The 25,469-nt window shown below is 37.5% G+C and carries 23 protein-coding genes; 7 read left to right on the forward strand and 16 right to left on the reverse strand.

What is annotated here, in order from left to right; all coding sequences use genetic code 11:
• Positions 1-36: 36 nt before the first annotated feature.
• Both rny and KTJ72_RS04930 read right to left on the reverse strand, forming a co-directional pair.
• Positions 37-1,629: a ribonuclease Y gene (gene rny, locus KTJ72_RS04925; RefSeq protein ID WP_217304251.1), complete on the reverse strand. Its 1,593-nt coding sequence runs from the start codon at positions 1,627-1,629 to the stop codon at positions 37-39.
• Between the two features lie 171 nt (positions 1,630-1,800).
• Positions 1,801-2,754 carry an alpha/beta hydrolase gene (locus KTJ72_RS04930; protein WP_249419565.1) on the reverse strand — a complete coding sequence of 318 codons (954 nt, stop codon included), beginning with the start codon at positions 2,752-2,754 and terminating at the stop codon, positions 1,801-1,803.
• A gap of 116 nt (positions 2,755-2,870) precedes the next feature.
• Between KTJ72_RS04930 and KTJ72_RS04935 the strand changes: the two genes are divergently transcribed.
• The gene (locus tag KTJ72_RS04935) at positions 2,871-3,302 is read left to right on the forward strand and encodes a helix-turn-helix domain-containing protein (RefSeq protein WP_217304253.1); all 432 of its coding nucleotides are present in this window, start codon (positions 2,871-2,873) and stop codon (positions 3,300-3,302) included.
• Between the two features lie 50 nt (positions 3,303-3,352).
• On the opposite strand, the gene KTJ72_RS04940 is transcribed toward KTJ72_RS04935, so the two are convergent.
• Positions 3,353-4,681: an ammonium transporter gene (locus KTJ72_RS04940; RefSeq protein ID WP_217304254.1), complete on the reverse strand. Its 1,329-nt coding sequence runs from the start codon at positions 4,679-4,681 to the stop codon at positions 3,353-3,355.
• 210 nt (positions 4,682-4,891) lie between these two features.
• On the opposite strand from KTJ72_RS04940, the gene KTJ72_RS04945 reads away from it, so the two are divergent.
• Positions 4,892-5,734: a class I SAM-dependent methyltransferase gene (locus KTJ72_RS04945; protein WP_217304255.1), complete on the forward strand. Its 843-nt coding sequence runs from the start codon at positions 4,892-4,894 to the stop codon at positions 5,732-5,734.
• A gap of 222 nt (positions 5,735-5,956) precedes the next feature.
• Here KTJ72_RS04945 and KTJ72_RS04950 read toward each other — a convergent pair whose 3' ends face one another.
• Both KTJ72_RS04950 and KTJ72_RS04955 read right to left on the reverse strand, forming a co-directional pair.
• Complete coding sequence (locus KTJ72_RS04950; RefSeq protein WP_217304256.1) at positions 5,957-6,490, reverse strand: hypothetical protein; 534 nt, start codon at positions 6,488-6,490, stop codon at positions 5,957-5,959.
• Positions 6,491-6,508: 18 nt separating this feature from the next.
• Positions 6,509-6,889, reverse strand: a complete 381-nt coding sequence (locus KTJ72_RS04955; RefSeq protein ID WP_057197362.1) for a hypothetical protein — start codon at positions 6,887-6,889, stop codon at positions 6,509-6,511.
• 86 nt (positions 6,890-6,975) lie between these two features.
• Between KTJ72_RS04955 and KTJ72_RS04960 the strand changes: the two genes are divergently transcribed.
• Complete coding sequence (locus KTJ72_RS04960) at positions 6,976-7,866, forward strand: RluA family pseudouridine synthase (RefSeq protein ID WP_217304257.1); 891 nt, start codon at positions 6,976-6,978, stop codon at positions 7,864-7,866.
• Between the two features lie 76 nt (positions 7,867-7,942).
• Here the strand turns inward: KTJ72_RS04960 and KTJ72_RS04965 are convergent, their stop codons facing one another.
• The 4 genes from KTJ72_RS04965 to KTJ72_RS04980 all read right to left on the reverse strand — a co-directional run bounded on the left by KTJ72_RS04965 (position 7,943) and on the right by KTJ72_RS04980 (position 12,266).
• The gene (locus KTJ72_RS04965; RefSeq protein ID WP_041152843.1) at positions 7,943-10,333 is read right to left on the reverse strand and encodes a phosphoketolase family protein; all 2,391 of its coding nucleotides are present in this window, start codon (positions 10,331-10,333) and stop codon (positions 7,943-7,945) included.
• 241 nt (positions 10,334-10,574) lie between these two features.
• Positions 10,575-11,294, reverse strand: a complete 720-nt coding sequence (locus KTJ72_RS04970; RefSeq protein ID WP_041152844.1) for a GntR family transcriptional regulator — start codon at positions 11,292-11,294, stop codon at positions 10,575-10,577.
• Between the two features lie 67 nt (positions 11,295-11,361).
• Positions 11,362-11,691, reverse strand: a complete 330-nt coding sequence (locus tag KTJ72_RS04975; RefSeq protein ID WP_034534118.1) for an ArsR/SmtB family transcription factor — start codon at positions 11,689-11,691, stop codon at positions 11,362-11,364.
• An 11-nt stretch (positions 11,692-11,702) separates the two neighbouring features.
• Positions 11,703-12,266, reverse strand: coding sequence for a cadmium resistance transporter (locus KTJ72_RS04980; RefSeq protein WP_217304258.1), 564 nt, complete (start codon positions 12,264-12,266; stop codon positions 11,703-11,705).
• A 118-nt stretch (positions 12,267-12,384) separates the two neighbouring features.
• On the opposite strand from KTJ72_RS04980, the gene KTJ72_RS04985 reads away from it, so the two are divergent.
• A complete protein-coding gene (locus KTJ72_RS04985) occupies positions 12,385-12,882 on the forward strand; it encodes an aminoacyl-tRNA deacylase (protein WP_034530987.1) in 498 nt (165 codons plus the stop codon).
• A 12-nt stretch (positions 12,883-12,894) separates the two neighbouring features.
• Here KTJ72_RS04985 and KTJ72_RS04990 read toward each other — a convergent pair whose 3' ends face one another.
• The 3 genes from KTJ72_RS04990 to KTJ72_RS05000 form a co-directional block, all read right to left on the reverse strand.
• On the reverse strand, positions 12,895-13,536 hold the full coding sequence (locus KTJ72_RS04990) for an HD domain-containing protein (protein ID WP_217304259.1): 642 nt from the start codon (positions 13,534-13,536) through the stop codon (positions 12,895-12,897).
• 72 nt (positions 13,537-13,608) lie between these two features.
• Entirely contained in the window at positions 13,609-14,106 is a 498-nt protein-coding gene (locus tag KTJ72_RS04995) for a DUF1836 domain-containing protein (protein ID WP_034530989.1), read from the reverse strand.
• 53 nt (positions 14,107-14,159) lie between these two features.
• On the reverse strand, positions 14,160-16,511 hold the full coding sequence (locus KTJ72_RS05000) for an HAD-IC family P-type ATPase (protein WP_217304260.1): 2,352 nt from the start codon (positions 16,509-16,511) through the stop codon (positions 14,160-14,162).
• 93 nt (positions 16,512-16,604) lie between these two features.
• Between KTJ72_RS05000 and KTJ72_RS05005 the strand changes: the two genes are divergently transcribed.
• The 3 genes from KTJ72_RS05005 to KTJ72_RS05015 all read left to right on the forward strand — a co-directional run bounded on the left by KTJ72_RS05005 (position 16,605) and on the right by KTJ72_RS05015 (position 19,439).
• Positions 16,605-17,462: an aldo/keto reductase gene (locus KTJ72_RS05005; protein WP_217304261.1), complete on the forward strand. Its 858-nt coding sequence runs from the start codon at positions 16,605-16,607 to the stop codon at positions 17,460-17,462.
• A 100-nt stretch (positions 17,463-17,562) separates the two neighbouring features.
• On the forward strand, positions 17,563-17,820 hold the full coding sequence (locus tag KTJ72_RS05010) for a hypothetical protein (protein ID WP_217304262.1): 258 nt from the start codon (positions 17,563-17,565) through the stop codon (positions 17,818-17,820).
• A 386-nt stretch (positions 17,821-18,206) separates the two neighbouring features.
• On the forward strand, positions 18,207-19,439 hold the full coding sequence (locus tag KTJ72_RS05015) for a serine hydroxymethyltransferase (protein ID WP_217304263.1): 1,233 nt from the start codon (positions 18,207-18,209) through the stop codon (positions 19,437-19,439).
• Positions 19,440-19,735: 296 nt separating this feature from the next.
• Here the strand turns inward: KTJ72_RS05015 and KTJ72_RS05020 are convergent, their stop codons facing one another.
• From KTJ72_RS05020 to KTJ72_RS05035, 4 genes are all read right to left on the reverse strand, one after another.
• Complete coding sequence (locus KTJ72_RS05020; protein WP_094750625.1) at positions 19,736-20,212, reverse strand: P-loop NTPase family protein; 477 nt, start codon at positions 20,210-20,212, stop codon at positions 19,736-19,738.
• Between the two features lie 95 nt (positions 20,213-20,307).
• Positions 20,308-20,490 carry a hypothetical protein gene (locus KTJ72_RS05025; RefSeq protein ID WP_217304264.1) on the reverse strand — a complete coding sequence of 61 codons (183 nt, stop codon included), beginning with the start codon at positions 20,488-20,490 and terminating at the stop codon, positions 20,308-20,310.
• A 60-nt stretch (positions 20,491-20,550) separates the two neighbouring features.
• On the reverse strand, positions 20,551-21,099 hold the full coding sequence (locus KTJ72_RS05030; RefSeq protein WP_217304265.1) for a biotin transporter BioY: 549 nt from the start codon (positions 21,097-21,099) through the stop codon (positions 20,551-20,553).
• Positions 21,100-21,240: 141 nt separating this feature from the next.
• Complete coding sequence (locus KTJ72_RS05035; RefSeq protein WP_217304266.1) at positions 21,241-25,407, reverse strand: hypothetical protein; 4,167 nt, start codon at positions 25,405-25,407, stop codon at positions 21,241-21,243.
• Positions 25,408-25,469 lie beyond the last annotated feature (62 nt).

Consider the following 25,469-nt stretch of genomic DNA (forward strand, 5'->3'; position numbering starts at 1 on the left):
TGTTTTGGGACTCTTTTTAGTTTAACAATAATAGCATTAAGCTTCCTTAACTGTATTATGATTGCGTTTCTTATTCTTACCAACGTATTGAACAGCTTTTAGTTCACGAATGGTGGTAACCTTAATCTTACCTGGATAAGTCAATTCATCTTGAATTTGATCCTTAACGTGCTTAGTCAATAACTTACTGTTATCATCATTTAGCATTTCAGGATTTACAATAATTCTGATTTCACGTCCAGCTTGGATTGCATAACTATCACGAACACCCTTGTGTTGGTTAGCAATGTTTTCTAGGTTACGTAAACGACTGACGTATTCTTCAATTGATTCACTTCTAGCTCCCGGACGAGCACCGGAAATGGCGTCGGCAGTGGCAACTAGAATGGCGATTGGGTCAGTTGGTTCAACGTCACCGTGGTGAGAAGCAATTGAGTTAACTACGACTTCATTTTCACCAAAGGCCTCAGTTAGTTTCACCCCTAGTTCAACGTGGGTACCACCAACTTCGTGGTCAATGGCTTTACCAATATCGTGAAGTAATCCAGCGCGCTTGGCTAATTGGGTATTCAAACCTAATTCGGCAGCCAAAGCACCGGTCAATTGAGCAGTTTCAATTGAGTGGTATAAAACGTTTTGACCATAACTAGTTCTAAACTTCAACTTACCAATAATTTTCATCAAGTCAGGATGAACACGTCCAACGTGTAATGAGTGAACGACTGTTTCACCAGTTTCACGTAAAGCCGCGTTAACCTTTTGGGTAGTTGTATTAACCAGATACTCGATGTTGCTGTTGGTAAAGTGACGAGAAATGATTAAGCTTTCAATGGTTGTACGAGCAATTTCTCTTCTAATTGGATCATGAGTAACAATGTGAAGTAATAATGGGTAGTCTTCATCAAAGATTAAATCAGTTCCAGTTAGTGTTTGTAGTAGACGAACATGTTGTTCATCCTTACCAATTAACTTGGATTTGATGTCGCTACTTGGCAAGGCGATGTTTCTTTCAATGTGACTTCTAGGTTCATCCCTAGGGCCTCTTTGAATGGCTTCGATTACTAAGTCATTAGCAATCTTGTTAGCGGCAACCTTGCTTTCGGACAAGTTGTACTTAACTTCGATGTCTTTTTCACGACGAAGAGCGTTTTCGGTATGATTCAACACAGCATGACGAGCGTAGTTCTTGTCGATATGACTGATTGATTGAAGCGTCAATTCACGTTGTTGCCAAATGTCTTCGGCTTGGTGCATGACGTCATCGATATCATCTTGGACCTTAGCTTGTTCATCGCTGCGTTCATTTAAATCATTAGTATATTTAGTTAGGCGGTTCTTCATTTGTTCCAAGTACTTTTCGTGTTGGTTCAAACGGTTTTCACGAGTGATGTTTTCTTCTTTTTGAGACTCAATTTCATCGTCAGCAATCTTTTGATATTGCATGATGTCTTCTTTGTCATCGGCAATGATTTGCTTAGCCTTGATGGCAGTCTCATCAGCGGTCTTTTGAAGATGTTGTGCAGCCTTACTTTTGGCAGCGTCAACTTGACCCTTGATGCGCATATCACTAACCCAAAAACCTAATAAAGCACCAGCGATTAAAAATACTAATGCGGCTAGTTCAATCAAAAAGCGTCCTCCTTTCTGATTTTTTAGTTATTTTTTTAACGAATATTAAACGTATTGTTTGATGGTGTTATTACACACTATCTATAATAACATTTAACCCCCTATTTGATACACTGAAAGTTTTTAAAATTACGAAAAAGGCGCTAGATTCAACATCTAACGCCCTTAATATTATTTAAAATATTTGTTCAAAAATCCCTTAATTGTATCAACATACAACTTTGGATTAGTTTCATATGAAGCTGCATGGGCTGCATTTTTAACAACTAGTAGTTGTTTTGGTCCCTTACTAGCCTTGTATAGTGGGTAAACCATGCGAGTTGGTACAAACTCATCGTCAGCTCCATGGATGAATAGCATTGGACGATGGTTCTTCTTCACTTGATTTAGTGACGAAGCTTCGTACATGCTGTATCCGGCTCTAATGTGGGTAATTCCACTTAGAATTGGAACCAACGGCCAACGTGGAAATGCTGGCATGTGGTAAAGTTGACCGGCTTCATAGTTAATTTCATCAGAAACACTGGTGTAACCACAGTCTTCAATAAATGCCTTAACTTGGTGTGGAACGTCTTTTTCACCTGATACCATCATGGTAGTAGCTCCCCCCATGCTGACACCAAACATCACAATCTCTGTCTTTGGTCCTTGGTACTTGATGACTTTTTTCATCCATTTAATGTAATCTAAACGATCAGGCCAACCGTAACCAACGTAGTTACCCTCACTTTGGCCTTGGCCTCTATCATCGGGAGTTAAAACGTTGTAACCCATTTGATGGAAGATGTAGGCATAAGGAGCCATCTTTTCCTTACTTCCCATGTAACCGTGAGCAATGACTACGGTCTTGTTGGTCTTCTTATCGGCTGGAATGTAGTTAGCTACCAGCTTTAAGTTACCGGTCGCAGACTTTTGGGTCCAGTGAATCTTTTTGACGTTGTAGTACCACTTGGTACCCGCATATAGTGGTGAATTCTTCTTAATTTTATCGTTACTTAAAAATGTCTTGTGTGAAGGAACCACGGCGACGTTGTAGAAGTACATCCCCGCACTCACAAAACCAACGACCGTTAATACGATTAAAGTAATCACGGTCGCTAATAAAATTTTGGTTTTCTTTTTCAAGATAGTGCTCTCCATTTCAGTATTTAATAATTCGAGTATAGAGTTTAAATAAATAAAAAGCAACTACCCGCCAATTTGACGCATTTTCGGTTATAATATGCGTAGAGGTGTTGTAAATGTTTCCGATTCGATTAAGAGCTCTTCGTAAAGGGCAACATATCAGTATGAACCAACTTGCAAACAATCTAAACGAAAGATTTCCAGAAGATGAACACAAAAATACCCCATCACAAATTGGTAATTGGGAACGCGGGATTCGTTCACCTTCCTATGTCGAAATCAAAAAACTGGCATTGTACTTCAACGTCAGCATGGATTATTTGACAGGAAGAACTTCTGTTGAACATTTTAATCTAGGTAGCGTCTTGATGGAAAAAAATGAACTAACCTTTGGTAACCACACTTTGGATCAACAAGATCGATACGAAGTATATCAACTTATCAATGGTTATCTTCATGGCAAGGACAGTCAATACTTAGAAGACGGTGAACAACCAGAAGCATACCAAGAAGAACTTAATTTAAATTTTGATGATTATAAAATGTAAAAAACTCCAGAATATTTTCTGGAGTTTTTTGTATCTATTATTTATGAGAGTTAATCTTTTGGTAGATTTGGATTGTCTAAGTGGTTAATTTGCCCCTTAAACTCGTCTGCGTTAACTTCGATATCCTTGCTGTGATCCTTGCCAGTTTCACCATATGAAACCATGTAATCGGCAGCTTCACCATGTTCTACGATATCTAGTCCAGCCTTTTCTTCTTCTTCAGTTACACGCATTGGCATTACTAGTTTTAGTAGTGAAATAATAATGGCACAAGCAACTGCAACGAAGATGACTGTTACTAATGTAGCGATGATTTGAGTTAGGAATAACTTGAAACCACCCCCATATAATAGACCGTTATCTACAACTGAGCTGTTTACTGTCTTTGTAGCCAATAAACCAGTCATGATACTTCCGACCATTCCTGATACACCATGACAACCAAAGGCATCTAGTGTGTCATCGGCACCAACCTTGGCCTTTAGGACATTTACGTAGAAGTAACTTACTAGCGTAGCAACGATACCGATTACAAAAGCACCGGCAATAGTTACGAAACCAGCTGCTGGTGTGATACCAACAAGTCCACAAAGTGTACCAGTACAGATACCACCTAATTGTGGCTTACCAACGAAGTGCATGTCTAATAGCATCCATACCATCATTGAAGTTGCGGCAGCAACAGTTGATGTCATGGTAGCTTGCATTGCAACATTGTTCACACCTAGAGCTGATCCGGCGTTGAAACCATACCAACCAATCCAAAGAATGGTAGTACCTAGTAATACCCATGAAAGGTTGTAGTGCTTAGTTTCTTTACCGAAGTTTAGACGCTTACCTAAGTAAATTGATAATACCAACGCAGTAACCCCTGCATTAATATGTACGACAGTTCCACCAGCAAAGTCTAAAGTACCTAGCTTTGCTAAGAATCCAGTTGGTGTCCATACCATGTGTACCATTGGGTAGTAAATGATAATGGACCATAGGATTACAAACCATAATAAGAACTTGAAACGAATACGACCAACAATCGCACCAACGAATAGCGCTGGTGTAATAACCGCAAACATCATTTCAAAGATTGAGTAAATGCTTACTGGAATCTTAGTTGGCGTTAGTGATGTAAGATCAATTCCATTCATAAATGGATGAGCTAGATTTCCAATAAATCCGCCTAAATCACCTGAGAATGATAGGCTGTAACCAAAAGCCACCCAAAGAATAACTGCTAGTCCAGTCATAATGAAAACTGACATGGTAGTGTTAACAACGTTTTTCTTTGAAACTAGTCCCCCATAGAAGAATGCTAGACCTGGTGTCATAAACAGAACTAAAATACTTGAAATAAAAACAAATCCCGTACTTGCTAAATCCATCGATATCTACCTTCATTTCCTTATAATGTTATATCATGTAACATATTATAGCATTAAAATTAAATAAGTACAGGGTTAATTGTCTTTAATTTGAATTCAAATCCAAAATAACGGCATATTATGTTACATGATATAACATAATACCCACTTTTTGCATTCATATCGGTTTTCCCATAAAATAATAATTAACCATCTCAAGGGAGTTAGACAATGGATAAAAAGAAACTACTCAAGAAAATGAAGAAAAATAAAAAAATCACCCGTAAACCTTCATACATCGAAAGAATGAAGAAGTACTATGACCTATTCAGTGATTTTTCTGATATTAAATATTTAATCAATAACGTTTTAGAAGCGGACCGTTTATTGCAACAAAACCAATTACCACAGGACTTACCAGTATTATTATTACCTGACGATATTCAAGACACCATCCTCTCCTACGTGAACGAAAAATACCCAATGGGCGATCCTAAGGGAGATGCCGTCTGGAATCAATTTGTCGATCAATTACCTAAACTAGATCAAGACCTGCGCGAATTCCGTGATTATCTCGAAGAACAATACGGTATGTGGGCATACATCTCCGCCCCATTTACCAATGATATCGCCAAGTTCTTAAAGGGTAAAAAGGCGCTTGAAGTAATGGCCGGAAATGGATACATCTCAAAGGGATTACGTGAAAACGGCGCTGATGTTATTTGTACCGACAACCTGGCATGGAAAAAGGAAAATGAAACCGGAAAGCATTTAGTTACCGATGTTGAATCCTTAGACGCAATCGATGCATTCAATAAGTACAAGAACGACATCGACTACATCATCATGTGCTGGTCACCTGATGGTGTCGATATTGACTGGAAGTTACTATCAGCCATCCGTGAATCTAGCAAGGACATTCCACTAATCATCATTGGTGAAAAGTACGGTGCCACCGATTCTAAGCAATTCTGGGACAACGCTGAATTCATCGAAAACGATGATGTTAAGAACTTAAACCGTCACCACAAACCATTTGATTTAATTGAAGATGAACTATACTTAGTTAAATAAAAAAAGAGCGTAACTTCAAATGAAGTTACGCTCTTTTTGGCATCTACTAAGTAGACGGATAAGTGGTGTTCACATCACCAACATATCAGACACGCGAATTACGTCCGCATAATGTGTCCCCTTCGAAAATATCGCTTAATCACATCTTGTGAATACAACCATAGTTGCGCGATCTTCTCGACTCATCGCAACAAGTAGTATAACACATAAGAGTAATTTAGACTATTTTTTCTTAGTAGTCTTTTTAGTAGTTTTCTTCTTAGCAGCTGGATTTTTCTTATCTGTCTGTTCAGCAGCTTCTTGTTCAATCTTTTGGTTTTCTTCGATTGCAGCAAGTTGGTCATTTGCCCACGCACCTAATTTAGCGCTTAAATCAGTGTTCACCGCAAAGTCGTCTTGTGATGATAATTCATCAATACGCATTTTTGAACGGTTCACATCAGGTGATTCTACGAACATGTAGACGTTTAGTGGGCAGTTAGTTTCGTCACTCATCATCTTTGAGATATTCTTGATGTATCTGTATGGTAAGTTCACGATGTTGTTTTGTAGGTAAAAACTAATGTCTTCGCCCTTCACTTGTAGTAAAGCAGAAGCCAAACGACCGCTGTTTACTTGTTCTTCTATGAATTCCATCACTGGTTGAAACGCCTTGGCAGTATCCTTTTTTAGGTCTGCCAAAGATACTTCAGCTGAGTATGTTTCAAAGCTTTCAGCAGTTACATCATCGATAAATTTTTGTGCATCCATTTCCATATTATTAAAACACCTATCTTATTTTTTTACGTTCTTTTTCACGATTCTTACGTAGTCGCTTTTAATTTGTTTTGCGGCGATTCGATACCACAATAAGTTCACAATAATTCCTAGTACCGCAAATACAACTGCCAGTACTGAAACACCACTATGGCTTTGGGTCGCAAAGATAAATACAATTCTAATCATTGCTAAAGTATAGATACCCACAACGAATAATAGGAAGTGATAAGCTAGACGCCACTTAAGTAAACCACCTATAATTAGAAGTAGATATAATACTGTGGCAACGATAATTGTCTTGATTAGATCTTGGGCATTTTCGCCCATTAAAAAATCACATATAATAAACATTACTAGTGATAAGAGACTCCAAAGGCTGATAATCTTTTTATCCATAATGCCCTCCGGTTTAAAATTACTATTTACACCTTATCACAACTCGACTAAATATAGTAACACATTTGACTAAAAGAGGTGAAAAAATGCAAAAATGGGAATATAAACTAACCGTTTCAAGCAGTAAAGAGGAAATATCTTTGCGAGAATACCTACAGAAGCAATTATTAATCCCTAAGCACCTCATCTTTGCCTTGAGGACCAATGAACGTGTCTTGGTCAACAACAAGTATCTACCCATGAATTTCGCGATTAAAAACGGCGATGAAATCCACCTCACATTTGTTGAAGACGATTTCTCGCTACCGGTACAGAACCTAATCCCGGATAATTCAATCAAACCGGAAATCTTATATGAAGATGCAGATTTATTGGTGGTCAATAAACCCCGTGGTTTCAAAACCCATCCTAATCAACCCGGTGAAACCAACACACTATTAAACTTCTGCGAGTCCTACCTAAACCAAACCAATCAACATGCATTTATGATTCATCGCTTGGATCAATTCACGTCAGGAGCTATCATCGTCGGTAAGAATCCTGCTGTCGTCCCTATCTTAGTTCGTCTAATCAAGGATAAGATTATTCATCGAAACTACCTGGCATGGACAGATGGCATCATCACTCCACCCACTGGAACAATTGATAAACCAATTGGTTTTGACCCAGACGATAAACGCAAACGAAAAATTGATGGTATCAAACCACTTCAAGCTAAAACCGACTACATGGTGCAATCTACCACTGACAACCAATCTTTGGTCGAATTATCGCTGCATACTGGGCGCACCCATCAACTTAGGGTCCATTTAGCATCCATTGGCCACCCAATTGTGGGCGACCCTTTGTATAACCCTAATTCAGACAATGATGATATGCTACTTCATTCCTGGAAGTTAACGCTAATTAGACCTTATTATATGGATCAAATCGAGATTAAGTCGCCACTTCCCGATTCGTTTAGAAAATTTATGTAAACAAAAAGAACCGTGTCAAAAGATACGGTTCTTTTCTTTATGGTTTGACCATAAGTAAATCAGATAAATTATCTAATTACTTTAATGGTTTCCATTGCCATTCGTTAACTTCTGGTAAGTCAGTACCAACTTCACGGATGTAAGCGTTGTGCTTGTCAACCATGTCGTTCATACGTTGTACGAATGATGCACCCTTAACAGAGTATTCTGGAATGTCGTTTACAACTTCCTTAGCTAGGTCGTAACGATCTAGTTGGTTCAATACACGCATGTCGAATGGTGTAGTGATATCACCGTTTTCACGGTAACCGTGAACGTGAACGTTGTGGTTGTGACGATCGAAGAATACATCCTTAACAAGACCTTCGAATCCGTGGAATGCGAATACAACTGGCTTGTCAGTAGTGAATAGACGGTCAAATTCTTCATCAGTTAAACCACGAGGGTCAACCTTAGGTGAACGTAGTTTCAAGAAGTCAACAACGTTGATGAATCTGATCTTCATTTCTGGGAATTCGTCATGTAGTAATGAGATAGCAGCTAGTGATTCCCAAGTTGGTTCAGTACCAGCAGCAGCAATAACTACGTCAGGTTCTTGACCTTGGTCAGTTGAAGCCCAGTCGATGTAACCTAAACCATTGTTTACAAGGTTAGTAGCTTCTTCAATTGAGAACCATTGTGGACGTGGGTGTTTTGAAGTAATGATTAAGTTAATCTTTTCTTGGCTGGCGAAAGCAACGTTACCAACAGCTAATAATGTGTTAGCATCAGCTGGTAAATATTCACGAATGAATTCTGGTTTCTTTTCAGCTAAGTGAGTTAACATACCTGGATCTTGGTGAGTGTAACCATTGTGATCTTGTTGGAATACAGTTGAAGTATCAACAAAGTTCAATGATGGGTACTTCTTTCTCCATGGTTGGTCAGCAGCTTTACGTAACCACTTGAAGTGTTGAGTTAACATTGAGTCAACAACACGACCGAATGATTCGTAAGTTGCGAAGAAACCATGACGACCAGTTAATACGTAACCTTCTAGCCAACCTTCAGCTTGGTGTTCTGAAAGTTGTGAATCGATTAAACGACCTTCTGGTGCTACGTATTGGTCATTTGGTTCCATGATGTCTTCCATCCATTGACGGTTAGTTTCAGCAAACACACCGAATAAACGGTTTGACATTGATTCATCAGGACCAAATGCACGGAAGTTATCTGGGTTAGCCTTCATAACGGCACCTAACCAGTTACTCCATACAGCCATATCTTGGGCTACAGTTTCACCTGGAGTCTTAACGTCAACAGCAAATTCTTTAACGTCTGGTAAGATAAGTGGCTTAGGATCGATACCACCGTTAGTAATAGGGTTAACTGACATTCTTCTGTCACCCTTAGGTGCTAGAGCCTTAATGTCATCCTTGATAGTACCATCATCGTTAAATAGTTCTTCTGGTTTGTATGACTTCAACCAGTTAACGATTAAGTCAGCGTGTTCCATCTTGTCTGATGAAACATCAACTGGGATTTGGTGAGCACGGAATGAGTTTTCAATTGGGTTACCGTCTAAGTCAAACTTAGGACCAGTCCAACCCTTTGGAGTTCTAACAACGATAACTGGCCATACTGGTTCTTTAGCAGTGTCAGCAGTTTCGTTTTCACGTGCATTCTTTTGTACGTCTTTAATTTCTTGAACAGCTTCGTCCATAACCTTAGCCATCTTTTCGTGGTAAGCCATGTGATCATCGAAGTCTTGTTCGTTTTCAACGAAGTAAGCTTTCCAGCCCATACCCTTGAAGTAGTCAGTAATTTCTTGGTCTGACATACGAGCCATGATAGTTGGGTTAGAAATCTTGAAACCGTTTAAGTTAATGATTGGTAGAACGGCACCATCTTTAACTGGGTTGATAAACTTGTCTGAGAACCAACTTGCAGCTAGAGGACCAGTTTCTAATTCACCATCACCAATTTCAACAGCGGCAATTACATCAGGGTTATCAAAGATAGCACCAACACCGTGGGCTAGTGAGTAACCTAATTCTCCACCTTCATGAATTGAACCTGGAGTTTCAGGGGCAGCATGTGATGCAACTCCACCAGGGAATGAGAATTGTTTGAATAATTTAGCCATACCCTTTTCATCTTGTGAGATGTTTGGGTAAATGTCTGAGTAACTACCATCAATGTATGAGTTAGATACCATAACTTGGCCACCGTGACCTGAACCTTCAATGTAGAACATGTTTAGGTCATACTTGTTAATAACACGGTTTAAATGTGCGTAAATAAAGTTTTGAGATACGATAGTACCCCAGTGACCGATAGGCTTAACTTTAACATCACTTGATGTTAATTCTCTCTTTAATAATGGGTTATCTTTTAGATATAGTTGACCTACTGATAAGTAGTTAGCAGTACGCCAGTATTTATCTAATTCTTCCAAGTATTGCTTGGAATCGAAATCTTGAGCCATTAATTAACACTCCTTTTAAAATAAAAACTATTGAAATTAATAATGGAAAAATCATCAGACTACGCCCGATAATTTTAATTACAATGAATATAATAAAGACTTTTCACAAAAAGTCAACCTTTTTGCAAATTGATACGGTCCAATTTCTTCATTGCAATCAAACCATTATTACATCGTCATTATTATGAACGATTTTTTGATAATAGTCCAATGATTTTCATAACTTTTTTGTATTAAATTTCTACACCATAACGAAAGTATTGTAACGCAAATATTGATAGTGCAGACGCATGTTTGAGACCTCAAATGGAGTCCCGTCATCTAGGAAGAAAATCCCTTCCATGACACCAACTGGTTCGGTTGGTTTTAGATTAAGTAGTTCTTGATCTTGTTCATTCGATGGACTAGCCAAGATTGATAAGAATGAACGTGTGACACTCTTGTTGATCGTGTCTTCAACATAGTTAAAGATGGACTTTTCAACAATCTCTTGTGTTAGTTCAGGAGCAATCTTAATTGGAATGTATCCTGTTTCTATCATGAACGGTTTGTCATCAAACAAACGAAGTCGTTGAATTTCGTACACGAAATCTCCGTCGGCTAAGAATAAGTCTTGTTGAATTTCTTTGCTGGCAGGCACAACCTTGAAACTCAATAGCTTAATCTTTGGAACTTTTCCCTGACTCTTCATACTGTCAGTAATCCCTAGGTTAGAACCTTCATAATGAAAAATAGTCTTATTCTTCATAAATAGTGGATTAATAAAAGTCCCTGAACCACGTTTTTTGAAAATAATGCCGTCATCAGCTAACACTTTCAACGCCCGTTTCACTGAACTGCGGCTTACGTGGTATGTCTCACTTAATGTTCGCTCGTCGGGCAAGCGCTTGTTAGGAAATTTGTTATCGACTATCTTTTGCTTTAAGTCGGATGACACTCTCCTGTAAACTAAATCAGCCATTTTCTACTCCTTGCGATTAATTTTCTAAAAATCAGTATAACAGATTTATCACGTTAACTTTGCAAAATTAAAATAAATTCTTTGGATGTGGTTTACCCACCATCTCATGTTTAACGTGTTGAATCATGTCCGAAATCATCTCTACGACGTGCGGATCGTCGACACCGTATAACACGCTGGTCCCAACTTTTTCCTTACAAACAATTTGATACTTATATAGGATACCAAGTTGTTTTGAAACCACCGGTTGATCGAGTTTAGTCTCCTCACAAATCTGATTTACGCTTAATGATTTGTCCGCATCCATCAAGGAAGTAATGATTAAAATTCTGCGTTCATTACTCAATACTTTGTAGATGGCTGCGACTTCCTCAATAATTTTCATTTTATCCTGCATTTAAACATCCCCTAGAACCAAGAAATTACGTGGGCAATCAAACCACTGTCAATCAATACATAGATTCCGACACCGATGTAGACTACCTTGGTCAAAATCTCACCGTATTTTTCCATCAAATCATTAATTGGTTTGATATTACCAATCCACTTGATAATCAAAATCACTAGAATTGATAAAACGGTTAATACAGCAATCACTTCTAATATTTGAATCGCACTAATAGTAGATAGCACCGGTAAGAACAACGCTAAATTACATCCCGCACATACTGATAGGTAGGTAATTAGTGTAATCACGACTGGTGATTTGTGGTTCACCTCTTTGTCATCTTCGTCTTCATCCTTTAATGCCACGTAAATAGGTAGAATTCCTAGCAAACCTAATACCCATTCTGGTAGAAAACGGTCTAGGATTTGGCCAACACTGAAACTTAGGATTAGTAGTGTCCATAATCCAATTAGGTATCCCATCATAACTGAAGCTAATTTATGTTTCTTCAACAATAGAAGCAAAATGAAAAAGAAGTCTAGATTAACTCCTAAAAACGTAATTAAAATTAATAACCAATTCATATTATATTCCCCTTTTATCAATATACCTTTGTAGATATATATCATTTTTGGTATATAATACATTAACGTTAATCGGTTGTCAATTCTATGCTAAAATGATTACCGAGGTGATTTTGAAATGGGAAAAAAGAAGAAAAATAAAGTTCATAAGACATTAGTCGAACAAATTCTTGATAAAAATAACATTTCTTATATCCAACACCAATTCGCAACACACGACGAAAATAACGTCGCTCAACTAGAAGTCGAAGAAGACATGGATCAACACCGCATCTACAAGACATTAGTGCTTGAAGGTAAGGAAACTGGTCCAGTTGTTGGCGTGGTGCCCTTGGATCAACATTTAGACGAAAAGAGACTTGCCAAAGAATCTGGCAACAAGAAGGTCAACATGGTTCCACTAAAGGACCTATTGAAGACCACTGGGTATGTCCATGGTGCAAACACACCAGTTGGAATCTACGAAAAGTTCCACTACCCTATCTACATTGATAACGAAGCTAAGCGCCAGGGTCAAATCCTAGTATCATCTGGACAAGTTGGTCGCTCCGTTGAACTAGACGCAACTGATTTAGTTAACTTAGTTCATGGACACTTCGTTGATATCGTAAAGTAATTACGTATCTAATTAGTGAATGCCTTGCCATTCATCCTTAAATTCCCTCACAAAATCGTGCATATATTGATTACGTCTTTCTGCCATTTCTTTGGCAGCTGGCGTATTCATTAAATCAGGTAATTTGAATAACTTTTCATAAAAATGATTAATAACCGTTGTATGCTCACGATATTGACTTTTGTCCATATCATTGCGAGGCATTTGTTCGGGGTCATAGATGGTATCACCAAAATGACCTCCGAAGTACATAGCTCTAGCAACGCCAATTGCGCCAATCGCATCTAATCGATCGGCGTCTTGGACGATTTGCCCATTAATCGATAGTTCATAGTGACGTTTGAGGTTCGCACTGTAAGACATCTGCGTGATAATATCCATCACTTCATCAATTTGTGCTAAGGTGTAATCCAGTTCTTCTAACTGAGATTGCACCTCTTTTTGTTTATCGTATGTATCGTCGACTAACTTGTCGTCAATCACGTCGTGCAAGTATGCGGCAGTTAAGACAATTAATAAATCAGCGTTTTTCGTTTGTTCTCCAATAGTCTTAGCCAATGCAACTACTCTTTGAATGTGGGTGTAGTCGTGTCCAGTAGTGTCGTCACCCAGTTGTTGTTCGACGTATTCTTTTAGCTTATCGATAGTTTCCATGCCAAGTCCCCCGTTTTTTCTTATTATTATAATCTAAATAAAAAACATCCTACAAACGTAGGATGCTTTTTATTATTCATAAATCATATCTTCGAAGATTTCGTTGGCAATCAAACGGTTAACAATGGTGTCAGCGATTGAACTTAATAGTTGTTCAATTTCTGAATCGTTGTTAGCGACTGACTTACCGTCTGCGATATGGTGTAGCTTTTGAACCAACATTTCAATGAATTCATCATAGGCTTGTTTAGGAAATTGTTGCTTAGTAATTTCGTCAATTCCACGTCTGATGTCCTTAATTGAAAAGACTGGTTTCAATAAACTGATAATTATAATGTCTGCCACGTGGACAGTTTGATATTTCTTTTTAACTGGCGCAAATGTCGCCTTGTTTTTTACGTAATTATTAACCATGGACTTAGTTACTGTATCCATCCCTAGTGGTCCAATCGCCTCGTTGACAACGGCCACTAGCTGATCCATGTATAAATCAAACTTAGGAAGTTCTTCCCATTTTGGCAAAGTAACTTCTTTCATTTGGTCCTGCCACTTGGTATATTTGCTGTTCATTAGATCACCTCAATATCATTATTATACCACATCAAGTAGTTTTATATACTAGCTTAAATGGAGTCGTCGAATTTTTCTGGATTAATCTTAATCAAGATTCGACGAACAACTGATGACATCACGATAAATACTGGTACAGCGGTCACAACAACTAGTGCTGCTGGAATGAAGATTGGCATCTTGAATACATCCACCAGTGAGAATACCGATGGGAAGAATAAGAAGATGGCCGCAAATATCACGATTGATGGCACAATGATGGATAACTTCACCTTGTTGAGTGGACGCGATGCCTTAAATAAGGCAATCCAGTAAATGAATCCGGTAACCAAGACACTGATTGTCGCTCTTTGAACAAAGTTAAAGTCAAAAGCTTTTCCGATGTAGATAATCAACACGACGTAACCGACAATCGTCATCGCTGCCGGCAACGCAATGTTGTATATCTTGGTACTAAACTGATTAGTAACTCTTTGATAGTTAGGTGCTAATGCCAATAGGAACGATGGTAAACCAACCATAAAGGTGTTGATTGGTGTCAATTGAATTGGTTGGAATGGATAGCTGTGAATGCTAAACATAAACAAGATGGTTAATGACAATGAGAACATTGTCTTAATCAAGTAAAGCGAAGCCACACTTCCGATGTTATTGATAACACGGCGTCCTTCGGCTAGAACGTCGATCATTGCTGAGAAGTTTGAGTTAATCAAGACGAAGTCGGCAATTCCCTTGGTGCTTTCACTACCGGAAGCCATCGCAATTCCACAGTTAGCTTGTTTCATTGCCAACATGTCGTTAACCCCGTCTCCGGTCATTGCAACGGTATTACCGTTTAATTGATATGAACGAATGAGGCGTTTCTTTTGTTGTGGAGTCACACGACCAAAGACCGCGTTAACCTTAACCAATTCTTGGTAGTCAGCATCAAACGGAACTTCAGTCATGTCGACAATCTTGTCACTGTCCTTTAGTCCAACTCGTTTAGCAATTGCGCTAACGGTCTTAGGATCGTCACCTGAAATCACCTTCAAACTAACTCCCTGTTCAACGAAGTATTGAAGAGTACTCTTAGCGTCCGGTCTGATTTCATCACTAATAAGGATTAATCCTAGTAGTTCCGCATCGTCTAGATCTTCGGTTAAGTCTTTGTGACTTTGTAGCAATGCCAAGACACGGTAACCCTGGTTAGCATAATCGCTAATCATGTCAGAAACTTCTTGGCTCATGTTTTTGATAATAAATTGAGGCGCCCCCATGATGAAATTACCATCACTGGTGTCTACCCCACTCCATTTTTTATCGGAAGAAAAAGGAAAACTCTTAATAATCTTTGCATTCGGATTTTCGATTGCTTGTTTGATAGCAGAAGATGTTTCGTTATCATCTTCAAACGCATATACCAAGCTACCTAAGACGTGCTTTAATTCGTCTTTGGAGTGATTGTTGAAAGGCAATACATCTTCAAACTTGAGTTTACCGGATGTAATTGTCCCAGTCTTATCCAAGCAGATAGTATCAACACGTGCCAAGGTTTCAATCGCTGGTAGTTCACGTACTAAGACCTTGTGGCGTGCCAACTTCGCAGCTGAAACCGCCAATGTCACTGATGACAATAGAACAAGTCCTTCTGGAATCATTCCAATCATCGCAGCAACGGTCCCCAGCATCGCTTGGTCGATGTCATCCCCACGCATAATCTTGGTGTACAACAACAAAGCACCCAGTGGCACAATCACAAATGTTAGCCACTTAATGATCTTGTTAATGGTCTTTAACATCTTGCTGTCGGAGTCCTTCTTGGTACGACTAACTTCGAATTCCATTCTATTAACGAATGTGTCTTCACCTACTTCAGTAGCCACAATTCTGGCACTCCCACTTAAAACAACACTTCCGGATGTAACGGAGTCACCGTGATTCTTTTCAATCGAATTGGTTTCACCGGTGATTTGTGATTCATCGACTTGAAGTGAATCTGAGGTTAAGACCTTACCATCGATTGGAATTTGGTCCCCATGTCCGATTAACAAGACATCCCCTAAGACGATGTGGTCATCTTCGACTTTTTTAATTTCGCCGTCGCGCACGACTCTAATCAAACCTTGAGACAAGATTGCCATCTTATCTAGCTGGCGTTTAGATCTGATTTCTTGGATACTTCCGATGATGGTGTTAGAAACAGCAATCACTAAAAACAATAGGTTTTTATAGTCGCCGGTGTAGAAAACCATTGCTGCCAAAACGATATTTATAAAGTTAAATAATGTGAATGCATTCCCCTGTAAAATTTGTGGAATGGTCTTGGTGAAACCCTTCCGTTTGGTGTTATGCAAGCCTTGATCATATAGACGTTTGGCTTGTTTGGTAGTCAGTCCCTTTTGACTGTCAATTCGTGATTGCAAAAAGACACCCCTAACATGTAAAAAATTTGATTTATCTAGTTTTTATGGACTATCATGGTTTTGGTACTTAAATAATCAAAGGAGGCCATTATTATGCCTAACTCAATTAAAGATACCGTCAAGCTAAGAGATGGAAACCAAATGCCTGTAGAAGGATTTGGAACCTACAAACTAGCTGATCAAGATAGTATGGATGCAGCAATTAAGTCCGCATATGAAGCTGGATATCAATTATTCGATACTGCACAATTCTATAATAATGAAGAACTACTAGGTAATTCAATTAAAAAGCTACAAATTAACAGAAATGAAATATTTATCACCACTAAAATACCAGAACCAAAGCAAGGTTACCAATCAACTTTAAACGCGATTGATGAATCACTTGCAAAGCTACAAACTGACTATATCGACTTATTACTAGTTCACTGGCCAGTTCGTTCACACTTCTTTGAAACTTGGCGTGCATTTGAAGATGCTAAGAAAGATGGAAAGGTTAAGTCAATTGGGGTAAGTAACTATCACCAAACTCACTTAGATTTACTAAAGACCAAGGCAAACGAAATGCCAGTTGTAAACCAAATCGAAGTTCACCCTTACCTAAGCCAAAAATCAATGCTAAAGGCAAACGAAGACGAAGGCATCGTAACTCAAGCATGGAGTCCAATGGGCCGTGGTGCCACTCTAAACGATGACACCATCCAAGAAATCGCTAAGGCTCATGGTAAGTCCAGTGCTCAAATTATCTTGAGATGGCACTTACAAAACGGTGTCACAATCATTCCTAAGTCCAGCACTCCACAAAGAGTTGCTGAAAATGCTGACTTATATGACTTTGAATTATCAGACCACGAAATGAAGTTAATTGACGACTTAAATCAAGACTTCCGTACCGGTGACGATCCAGAGGTAGTTTACGAAATCGAACACCAATACCCTCGTCACAAGTAAAAAAATTTAGTAAGTAATTGTACTAAGTGTATAATTACTTACTAACAATACATATTAAGGAGTTTTGGTTATGGGTTATATAATTGTCGCTTTGCTAGCAATGGGAGTTTTCCTAGGATTCGGTTACGTGATTGTCTATGGTTGCCTATTCATCGTTTGGCTAATCAGCTTGTTCTTCGATCGTGATGAACGCAGAAGAGCAAATGAAGAAACAAAAAGAAGCACTGAAAGGTTTCGGCAAATGACTCAACAACTTAAAGCTGAGAACGAAGAAATGCGACAAAGAACGGAACTACTAAAAGCAGAAAACCAACGCAAACGAGAAGAAATTGCTCGCAATCAAAATAAAAATCAATAACCAACACATACACAAAAAAAGACGCCCAAATGGCGCCTTTTTTCTTTGCAATTAACTCCCCTTGATACGAACATTTTTTTGGTACTGGTTGAAAAAAGTTCAAATTTTATTGTTGACAGTCAAATTTTTTTGGTCTATTCTTAAAAGCAACTTGAAAGTAGTAATTCAAATCGACATGTTAAGCGAGTATCTGATTCAGTGAAACGAGATACCTTGTCCTTGAATGAAGGCAGTCAAGATTTATCAATTGAATCGAAATCTTAATGCGCATTAAGAACCAGAGGTATCAAGTGTGAGCTTGATATAAAACTAAGGTGGAACAGTGTTACGACGCCCTTGTACGAAAGTACAAGGGCGTTTTTTATTTACCAAAAGGAGAATGAATTATGTACGATTTTTCAAAAGAAGATCCAGAAATTTTTAAAGCGATTGAACATGAAAACAATCGCCAAGATAACGTAATTGAATTAATTGCATCAGAAAACATTGCATCCAAAGCTGTTTGCGCGGCTCAAGGTTCTGTATTAACTAATAAATACGCAGTTGGATATCCCGGCAAACGTGTCTACACCGGGAACGAAGCAATCGATGAAATCGACAAGATTGCCAAGAAACGTGCGGAAGAATTATTCCATGCAGAATATGCAAATGTTCACCCTCACTCAGGAAGCCAAGCTAACCAAGCTGTCTATGCAGCCTTCTTACAACCAGGCGATAGAATTCTTGCAATGAGCGAACATGCTGGTGGCCATTTCACTCACGGTCAAAAACATAACTTCTCCGGTCAACTTTATGAATCACATTTCTACGGCGTTGATCCTAAAACAGAATTACTAGATTTTGAAAACATTCGACAAATTGCTCTAGAAGTAAAACCAAAACTAATCATTGCTGGTGCCTCAGCATACAGTCACATCATTTACTGGGACGAATTCAGAAAGATTGCTGATGAAGTCGATGCCATCCTAATGGTCGACATGGCTCACATTGCCGGACTAGTCGCTGCTGGTGTTCACCCTAACCCTGTCGAAGTTGCTGATGTTGTCACTACCACTACCCACAAGACATTGCGTGGACCACGTGGTGGTATGATTTTAGCCAAAGCCAAGTATGCAGACAAATTAGACTATGCAGTCTTTCCTATATCACAAAGCGGTGCTTTAGAACATGTTATTGCAGCTAAAGCCGTTGCATTAGGTGAAGCATTAAAACCAGAATTCCATTACTACGCAAAAAACGTAATCAAAAACGCTAAGGCCATGGCTAAGGTATTCAATCAAGACGAAAAGATTCGTGTGGTATCTGGTGATACCGAAAACCACGAAATGACATTGGACTTAAATGCCGTTGGTCTTACCGGTGATCAAGCAGCTGAACTACTTTACTCAGTTGGTATCGCCACTAACAAAGAACTACTGCCTCTAGAAGATGGTGATACTATGGAAGGAATCCGTATCGGTACCCCTACTATCACTAGTCGAGACTTTAATGAAGAAGAAGCTGCTAAGGTAGCAACCATCATTGTGGATGTGTTAAACCACCCTGGTCATCAAAATATCTTAGACGATGCTAAGCAACAAGTGCATGACCTAGTCGTTAAACATCCCGTTACCAGATAAATATGTAAAATAAAAAAAGACCTTCTTGAGAGAGAGCGGTCTTTTTTGAGAGAGATAAGAAAATATAAATGTATTAACGAGATGAGAGGTCTCATTAATATAATAAATATGAGTTAACTGATCGCCTTTATGCGAACAACTGTTCTTATTATATATGACGATCTAAAAAAACACAAGAATTAATATAAAATAAAAATAAGGTATAAGCAAGGGTATATAACATATTTGTATAATTTTTAATTAGATATTAATTATTTACAAATATATCTCTCTTTTAAATCCAATCTAATATAAACCTAGAATAACGGTAAATCGTTGATGTCATCAATGATTTGATCACTATATTGTTCAATGCCACCGTTTTCTAATTTAACATCTTCGTCAGAAAGTAAATCAGAATCAATCCACCAGGATTTTAGTTTATCAATATCGTGTGGTTGAATTTTTTGTTCGTTATACTTCACTGTTTGTTCAAACGAATCGTTAAAATAATAAACTAATTGTTGGCTACCGAAGTCTTCAATCAATTCATGTAGCATTTCTCCATATGAATCTTTGGGTAATACCCCGTCTAAGATGACATAATGGAAATGTTTTTTACCATAGTTGACCAACTTTTGAATCATTTGAATTTGCATGTCGACATGTTCTTCAGATATATCTTGTTGGACCAACATTACGTCCGTGGTTCCTAATCTTTCTTGTAGAGATGATGCAACACTGGTCTTACCAGTCACCGCGTTTCCCCTAAGCACAATTAATACGGGATCCATGTCTTCCTCCGTTTTTAATAATTAATGTATCTATTATAAACTTTTTTCTACTATATTAATATGTAAAAAAGCAGCAGGCATTTCGCCTACTGCTTTTATTTATTTTCATATTTAGCTAAAACTTTTTTCCATTCAGCTACGTGTTCTGGTGTATCGGGCTTTGGCATTAACATGTAGTTAAACTTGATATCTTCAATATCATCAGTTGAAGTTACTTGTTCAACAAGTGGACGTAACTTCCAACCTAACATAGGATTAATCATTTTTGATGTATCCATGAAAACATCCCCCTTTGCTTTTGTCACCATTATATACGTCAAAACGTGAAAGAAAAAATATTAAGCATTCTTATTAATGATTGGTAATAATCGTTTGGCAACAAACGCAGCAATAACTGCCTTGATGACGTCTCCTGGAATAAATACCATGTTAGCAAGTAATGATTGCTTCAATGTGATGTGCATTTGCACACTGATCCATAAAATCGCAATTACGTATGAAATGATAATACTTACTATAATGGTAGATATTAAAACATTCCAGAAACTATTTTTGTCAATCACCTTGTTAAGTAGTCGGTTAAATAGTGCCATTAGCGAAGGCATTAATAACCATGATATTAGGTATCCTCCTGTAGGTCCAACGAAAGTGACGGCACCACCGTGACCACCAGTTAAAACTGGCAAACCAACAGCGACCATCACAATTAGAATGGCTACTGAAATAGTCCCCTTCTTACCACCTAATAATAATCCAGCTAACATGATTCCAAAATTTTGTAACACGATTGGCACCGGAATAATTGCAACCGGAATTGCTGGTACAAATGCCAATGCGATAATTAGCGCTGTCATAAGCGCGATTTGTGTAACATCTCTCGTTTTCATATCCCTCTCCTTATTGTTAACCATTCATTTATAATAAGTTAACAATTAAATATATTATCGATTGTTAACCAATATGTCAAATTAAGTTGTTAATAAAAACATACAAAAAAAGACGCTATCGTTGGATAGCGTCTTTTTAGATTACTTAGTTAACTTACGAACAGCTTTTCTTAGTTGAGCACGCTTAGCGATTAGGCTACGTCTGTGCTTCTTAGTTAAGTGCTTTGACTTTAATTTCTTGTTCAACTTAGCAATTGCCTTTTTGTTGGCCTTTACTTTTTTAGCAGCACGTTTTGTTAACTTCTTTTGGTGCTTTTTAGCTTTTTTAGCGACTTTCTTTGACTTCTTAGCATTTTTGTGAGACTTCTTTGAAGCTTTCTTTGACTTCTTAGTTGTCTTCTTGCTCTTCTTTGTAGACTTCTTAACAGTCTTTTTAACAGCCTTCTTCTTAGCAGGTTTTACATGGTTCTTCTTAATTTCTTTATGAAGAGCTGTTGCTTGCTTGTGAAGACGTTTTCTAGTCTTCTTAGAAATTTTCTTGCTGTGTAACTTCTTGTTAATCTTAGCAAGTTTCTTCTTGTCACGTTTTACGATGGCACGCTTAATCTTGTTCTTTAATGCGTGAATCTTCTTTAGAAGCGCCTTCTTAGCACGTTTTGTCATCTTTTTGTGCTTTAGCTTCTTGTTTAGCTTAGCAAGTGACTTCTTTGACTTCTTAATTGAAACTTTCTTAGCCTTTGAAGCCTTCTTAGCAGGTTTCTTGCCTGGCTTCTTAGGTTGACCAGCATTATTCTTGTTTGATGGGTTAACTGAAGGTTGATCAGGTTTTACATCAGGTGTAATAGTTGAATCATTGCCCTTGTCACCATCAATCTTAGTAGATGAAGCAGTATTGTCATCATTGTTCTTTTGATTGTCTGATGGTTTCTTATCATCGTTGGTCTTTTGATCATCTGATGGCTTCTTATCATCGTTGGCCTTTTGATTGTCTGATGGCTTCTTATCATCGTTGGCCTTTTGGTCGTCTGATGCCTTCTTGTCATCATTAGCCTTTTGGTCGTCTGATGCCTTCTTGTCATCATTAGCCTTTTGGTTCATATTATCTTGTAATTCAGCAATAGCTAGTGAATAATTATTTTTTAATTCCTTAAGCAATGAATTAATTTCTGAAAGTTTTTGAACATCACTAATGTCAGAATTATCATCTTTATTTGCATCATTGATTAAGTCATAAATTCCATTCAAATTATTATTCAATTCTGATGAGTTACTAAAGCTATCACTAGCACTTTGAATTAGGTCATTAGTTTCTGATCTCATTTCATTAATAATTGATAGATTCTTATTAAGTTCATCAATCTTACCGTTAACTATGCCTGATTTAGATAAAATATCGATCAAATGTTGTAGATACTTATCTTGATAATTTTCTGGAATATCTAGTTTTTGTTCAAAGATTGAATCAGATTCAGTATCAGTATTATCACCAATTCTAAATGAAAGTCCATCATTTAATGAATCATTAGTACTCTTGTTTTCTTGTTGTTCATTAATAATTCCGTTTAAGAATTGATCAAATTTTTTGTAGTTAGCTGATTTTTTCTTCTTAGATGTTGATTTTTGGGCTTTTTTAGCTGCTTTTCTAGCTGCTTTTTCAGTTTTTGCTTTGGCTTTTGCTTTTTTAGCAGCATTTTTCTTAGCTACTTTTTGTGCTTTACTTGAAGCTTTTGACAATTCATCTTGTAACTTATCTGAATTAATCATGTCTGTTACTTCTGAATTTTGTTCTTTTTCGTGGTTAAGACTATCCTTGAAGGCTTTATCTACTTCTGCCATCTTGGAGTTGGCAGCTTGTTCACTCTTATCAAATGCTGCATCTTCTGCTAATTGATCCTTCATGTTATCTGAATCAATTAGGTCCTTAACTTCTGAATTTTGTTCCTTTTCTTGCTTAAGGGCAGCATTGTAGGCTTTATCAACTTCTGCCATCTTGGCGTTGGCAGCTTGTTCACTCTTTTCAATTTCAGCATCTTCTGCCAATTGGTCCTTCATGTTGTCTGAAGCAATTAGGTCCTTAACTTCTTCGTTTTGTTCCTTTTCATGGTTAAGGGCGGCATTGTAGGCTTTGTCAACTTCGGACATTTTGGCATCGGCAGCTTGTTCACTCTTTTCGATTTCAGCGTCTTCTGCCAATTGATCCTTCATGTTGTCTGAATCAATTAAGTCCTCAACTTCTGAATTTTGTTCCTTTTCTTGTTTAAGGGCGGCATTGAAGGATTTATCTACTTCTGCCATTTTGGCATCGGCAGCCTTTTCACTCTTTTCGATTTCAGCGTCTTCTGCTAATTGATCCTTCATGTTGTCTGAATCAATTAAGTCCTTAACTTCTGAATTTTGTTCCTTTTCTTGTTTAAGGGCGGCATTGAAGGATTTATCTACTTCTGCCATTTTGGCATCGGCAGCCTTTTCACTCTTTTCGATTTCAGCATCTTCTGCCAATTGATCCTTCATGTTATCTGAAGCAATTAAGTCCTTAACTTCTGAATTTTGTTCCTTTTCTTGTTTAAGGGCGGCATTGTAAGCTTTATCTACTTCTGCCATCTTGGCATCGGCTGCCTTTTCACTCTTTTCGATTTCAGCATCTTCTGCTAATTGATCCTTCATGTTGTCTGAAGCAATTAGGTCCTTAACTTCTGAATTTTGTTCCTTTTCTTGCTTAAGGGCAGCATTGTAAGCTTTATCAACTTCCGCCATCTTGGTGTTGGCAGCTTGTTCACTCTTTTCGATTTTGGCGTCTTCTGCCAATTGATCCTTCATGTTATCTGAAGCAATTAGGTCCTTAACTTCTGAATTTTGTTCTTTTTCGTGATTAAGACTATCCTTGAAGGCTTTATCTACTTCCGCCATCTTGGCATCAGCAGCCTTTTCACTCTTTTCGATTTGAGCGTCTTCTGCCAATTTATCTTTCATGTTATCTGAAGCAATTAATTCTTTAACTTCTGAATTTTGTTCCTTTTCTTGTTTAAGAGCGGCATTGTAAGCTTTGTCAACTTCGGCCATTTTGGCGTCATTTTCTTCTTCGCTCTTATCAAATGCAGCATCTTCTTTTTCTTGCTTTAGAGCATCATTGAAAGCTTTATCTACTTCTGCCATCTTGGCATCGGCAGCCTTTTCACTCTTTTCGATTTGAGCGTCTTCTGCCAATTTATCTTTCATGTTATCTGAAGCAATTAAGTCCTTAACTTCTCCGTTTTGTTCCTTTTCGTGATTAAGAAGATCGTTTAGAACCTTTTCTGCTTTTGCATACTTGGAATTATTTTCCTTTTCACTATTTTCAAAAGCTGCTTTTTCTGCTTTTGCTTTAGCTTTTTCTTTTTGTTCTTCAGCTTTTTTAGCTGCTTTTTCTGCTTTTGCCTTTGCTTTTTCTTTTTGTTCTTCAGCTTTTTTAGCTGCTTTTTCTGCTTTTGCCTTTGCTTTTTCTTTTTGTTCTTCAGCTTTTTTTGCTGCTTTTTCTTTCTTATCCGCTACTTTTTCTTCCGCATCTTGCTTCTTTTCAGCATTAATCATGTCATTGAATTTAGAATTATTTTCTTTTTCATGTTTAATTGCTTTAGATAAACTATCATTAGCAATATTATATGAATCGTCCATCATATGTGACATTTCATTCATGGCTTCTGCTTCGTATCCATGATGATTATAAGAATCAATATTTGCTTTAGTAGACTTCACTTCATTTTTTAGTTCATTTAAATACATGTCTGTATTTTGAACATGATTATCATCATTAAGTGATTTGTTTAAACTATTCAAATCGCTTTCAACAGATGATTTTAATTTTTTAAAACTATCATTACTGTTATTTTTTAAAATTGATGAAGCCTCATTTAAAGCCTTATCAATATATTCTAAATAATTTGCTTCATTAGAAATCTCTTTTTTTAATTCATTCGTATTTTTAATATCCTTGTTTTTATCACTTAAGGTTTGTACTTTGGCTTGATTTATTTCTTTTGAAAATTCTTTTTGAACATCCACATCATAAAGAGATGCCTTTGCCAATTCTTCGATATAAGAACCTTTTACATAACCAATTGATTCATTGTAATAATCGTACAAGTAGTTTTGAATTTTATTTGCCGCTTCTAGTAAATCACGATCAGTTATTTTTTTACCCTTATCACTATCGTTGATTTTACTATTTGAAATACTAACATCAGCTTTAGAAATTGCACCAGTTGTTGTTGATAACAACATTACTGAAAGTGGAATAATGGCTAATGTCATATTTTTGAACTTTTTGTTCATTATAAAAAATCCTCCCTGAAAATATAAATGAAAATAATACGAATGATTTCATGTTAGCATGT

This window comes from Apilactobacillus waqarii (genome assembly GCF_019061205.1).
Lineage (GTDB): Bacteria > Bacillota > Bacilli > Lactobacillales > Lactobacillaceae > Apilactobacillus > Apilactobacillus waqarii.

What these genes read in the sequence shown, in the direction of transcription:
- KTJ72_RS04960 (WP_217304257.1), top strand. Translation starts at nt 6,976, where the DNA reads ATGCAAAAATGGGAATATAAACTAACCGTTTCAAGCAGTAAAGAGGAA.
- KTJ72_RS05010 (WP_217304262.1), top strand. Translation starts at nt 17,563, where the DNA reads ATGGGAGTTTTCCTAGGATTCGGTTACGTGATTGTCTATGGTTGCCTA.
- KTJ72_RS04935 (WP_217304253.1), top strand. Translation starts at nt 2,871, where the DNA reads ATGTTTCCGATTCGATTAAGAGCTCTTCGTAAAGGGCAACATATCAGT.
- KTJ72_RS04995 (WP_034530989.1), bottom strand. Translation starts at nt 14,106, where the DNA reads ATGAACAGCAAATATACCAAGTGGCAGGACCAAATGAAAGAAGTTACT.
- KTJ72_RS04985 (WP_034530987.1), top strand. Translation starts at nt 12,385, where the DNA reads ATGGGAAAAAAGAAGAAAAATAAAGTTCATAAGACATTAGTCGAACAA.
- KTJ72_RS04970 (WP_041152844.1), bottom strand. Translation starts at nt 11,294, where the DNA reads ATGGCTGATTTAGTTTACAGGAGAGTGTCATCCGACTTAAAGCAAAAG.
- KTJ72_RS04955 (WP_057197362.1), bottom strand. Translation starts at nt 6,889, where the DNA reads ATGGATAAAAAGATTATCAGCCTTTGGAGTCTCTTATCACTAGTAATG.
- KTJ72_RS04990 (WP_217304259.1), bottom strand. Translation starts at nt 13,536, where the DNA reads ATGGAAACTATCGATAAGCTAAAAGAATACGTCGAACAACAACTGGGT.
- KTJ72_RS04965 (WP_041152843.1), bottom strand. Translation starts at nt 10,333, where the DNA reads ATGGCTCAAGATTTCGATTCCAAGCAATACTTGGAAGAATTAGATAAA.
- KTJ72_RS04980 (WP_217304258.1), bottom strand. Translation starts at nt 12,266, where the DNA reads ATGAATTGGTTATTAATTTTAATTACGTTTTTAGGAGTTAATCTAGAC.
- KTJ72_RS05005 (WP_217304261.1), top strand. Translation starts at nt 16,605, where the DNA reads ATGCCTAACTCAATTAAAGATACCGTCAAGCTAAGAGATGGAAACCAA.
- KTJ72_RS04975 (WP_034534118.1), bottom strand. Translation starts at nt 11,691, where the DNA reads ATGCAGGATAAAATGAAAATTATTGAGGAAGTCGCAGCCATCTACAAA.
- KTJ72_RS05030 (WP_217304265.1), bottom strand. Translation starts at nt 21,099, where the DNA reads ATGAAAACGAGAGATGTTACACAAATCGCGCTTATGACAGCGCTAATT.
- KTJ72_RS04945 (WP_217304255.1), top strand. Translation starts at nt 4,892, where the DNA reads ATGGATAAAAAGAAACTACTCAAGAAAATGAAGAAAAATAAAAAAATC.
- KTJ72_RS05035 (WP_217304266.1), bottom strand. Translation starts at nt 25,407, where the DNA reads ATGAACAAAAAGTTCAAAAATATGACATTAGCCATTATTCCACTTTCA.
- KTJ72_RS05025 (WP_217304264.1), bottom strand. Translation starts at nt 20,490, where the DNA reads ATGGATACATCAAAAATGATTAATCCTATGTTAGGTTGGAAGTTACGT.
- KTJ72_RS04940 (WP_217304254.1), bottom strand. Translation starts at nt 4,681, where the DNA reads ATGGATTTAGCAAGTACGGGATTTGTTTTTATTTCAAGTATTTTAGTT.
- KTJ72_RS05015 (WP_217304263.1), top strand. Translation starts at nt 18,207, where the DNA reads ATGTACGATTTTTCAAAAGAAGATCCAGAAATTTTTAAAGCGATTGAA.
- KTJ72_RS04950 (WP_217304256.1), bottom strand. Translation starts at nt 6,490, where the DNA reads ATGGAAATGGATGCACAAAAATTTATCGATGATGTAACTGCTGAAAGC.
- KTJ72_RS05020 (WP_094750625.1), bottom strand. Translation starts at nt 20,212, where the DNA reads ATGGATCCCGTATTAATTGTGCTTAGGGGAAACGCGGTGACTGGTAAG.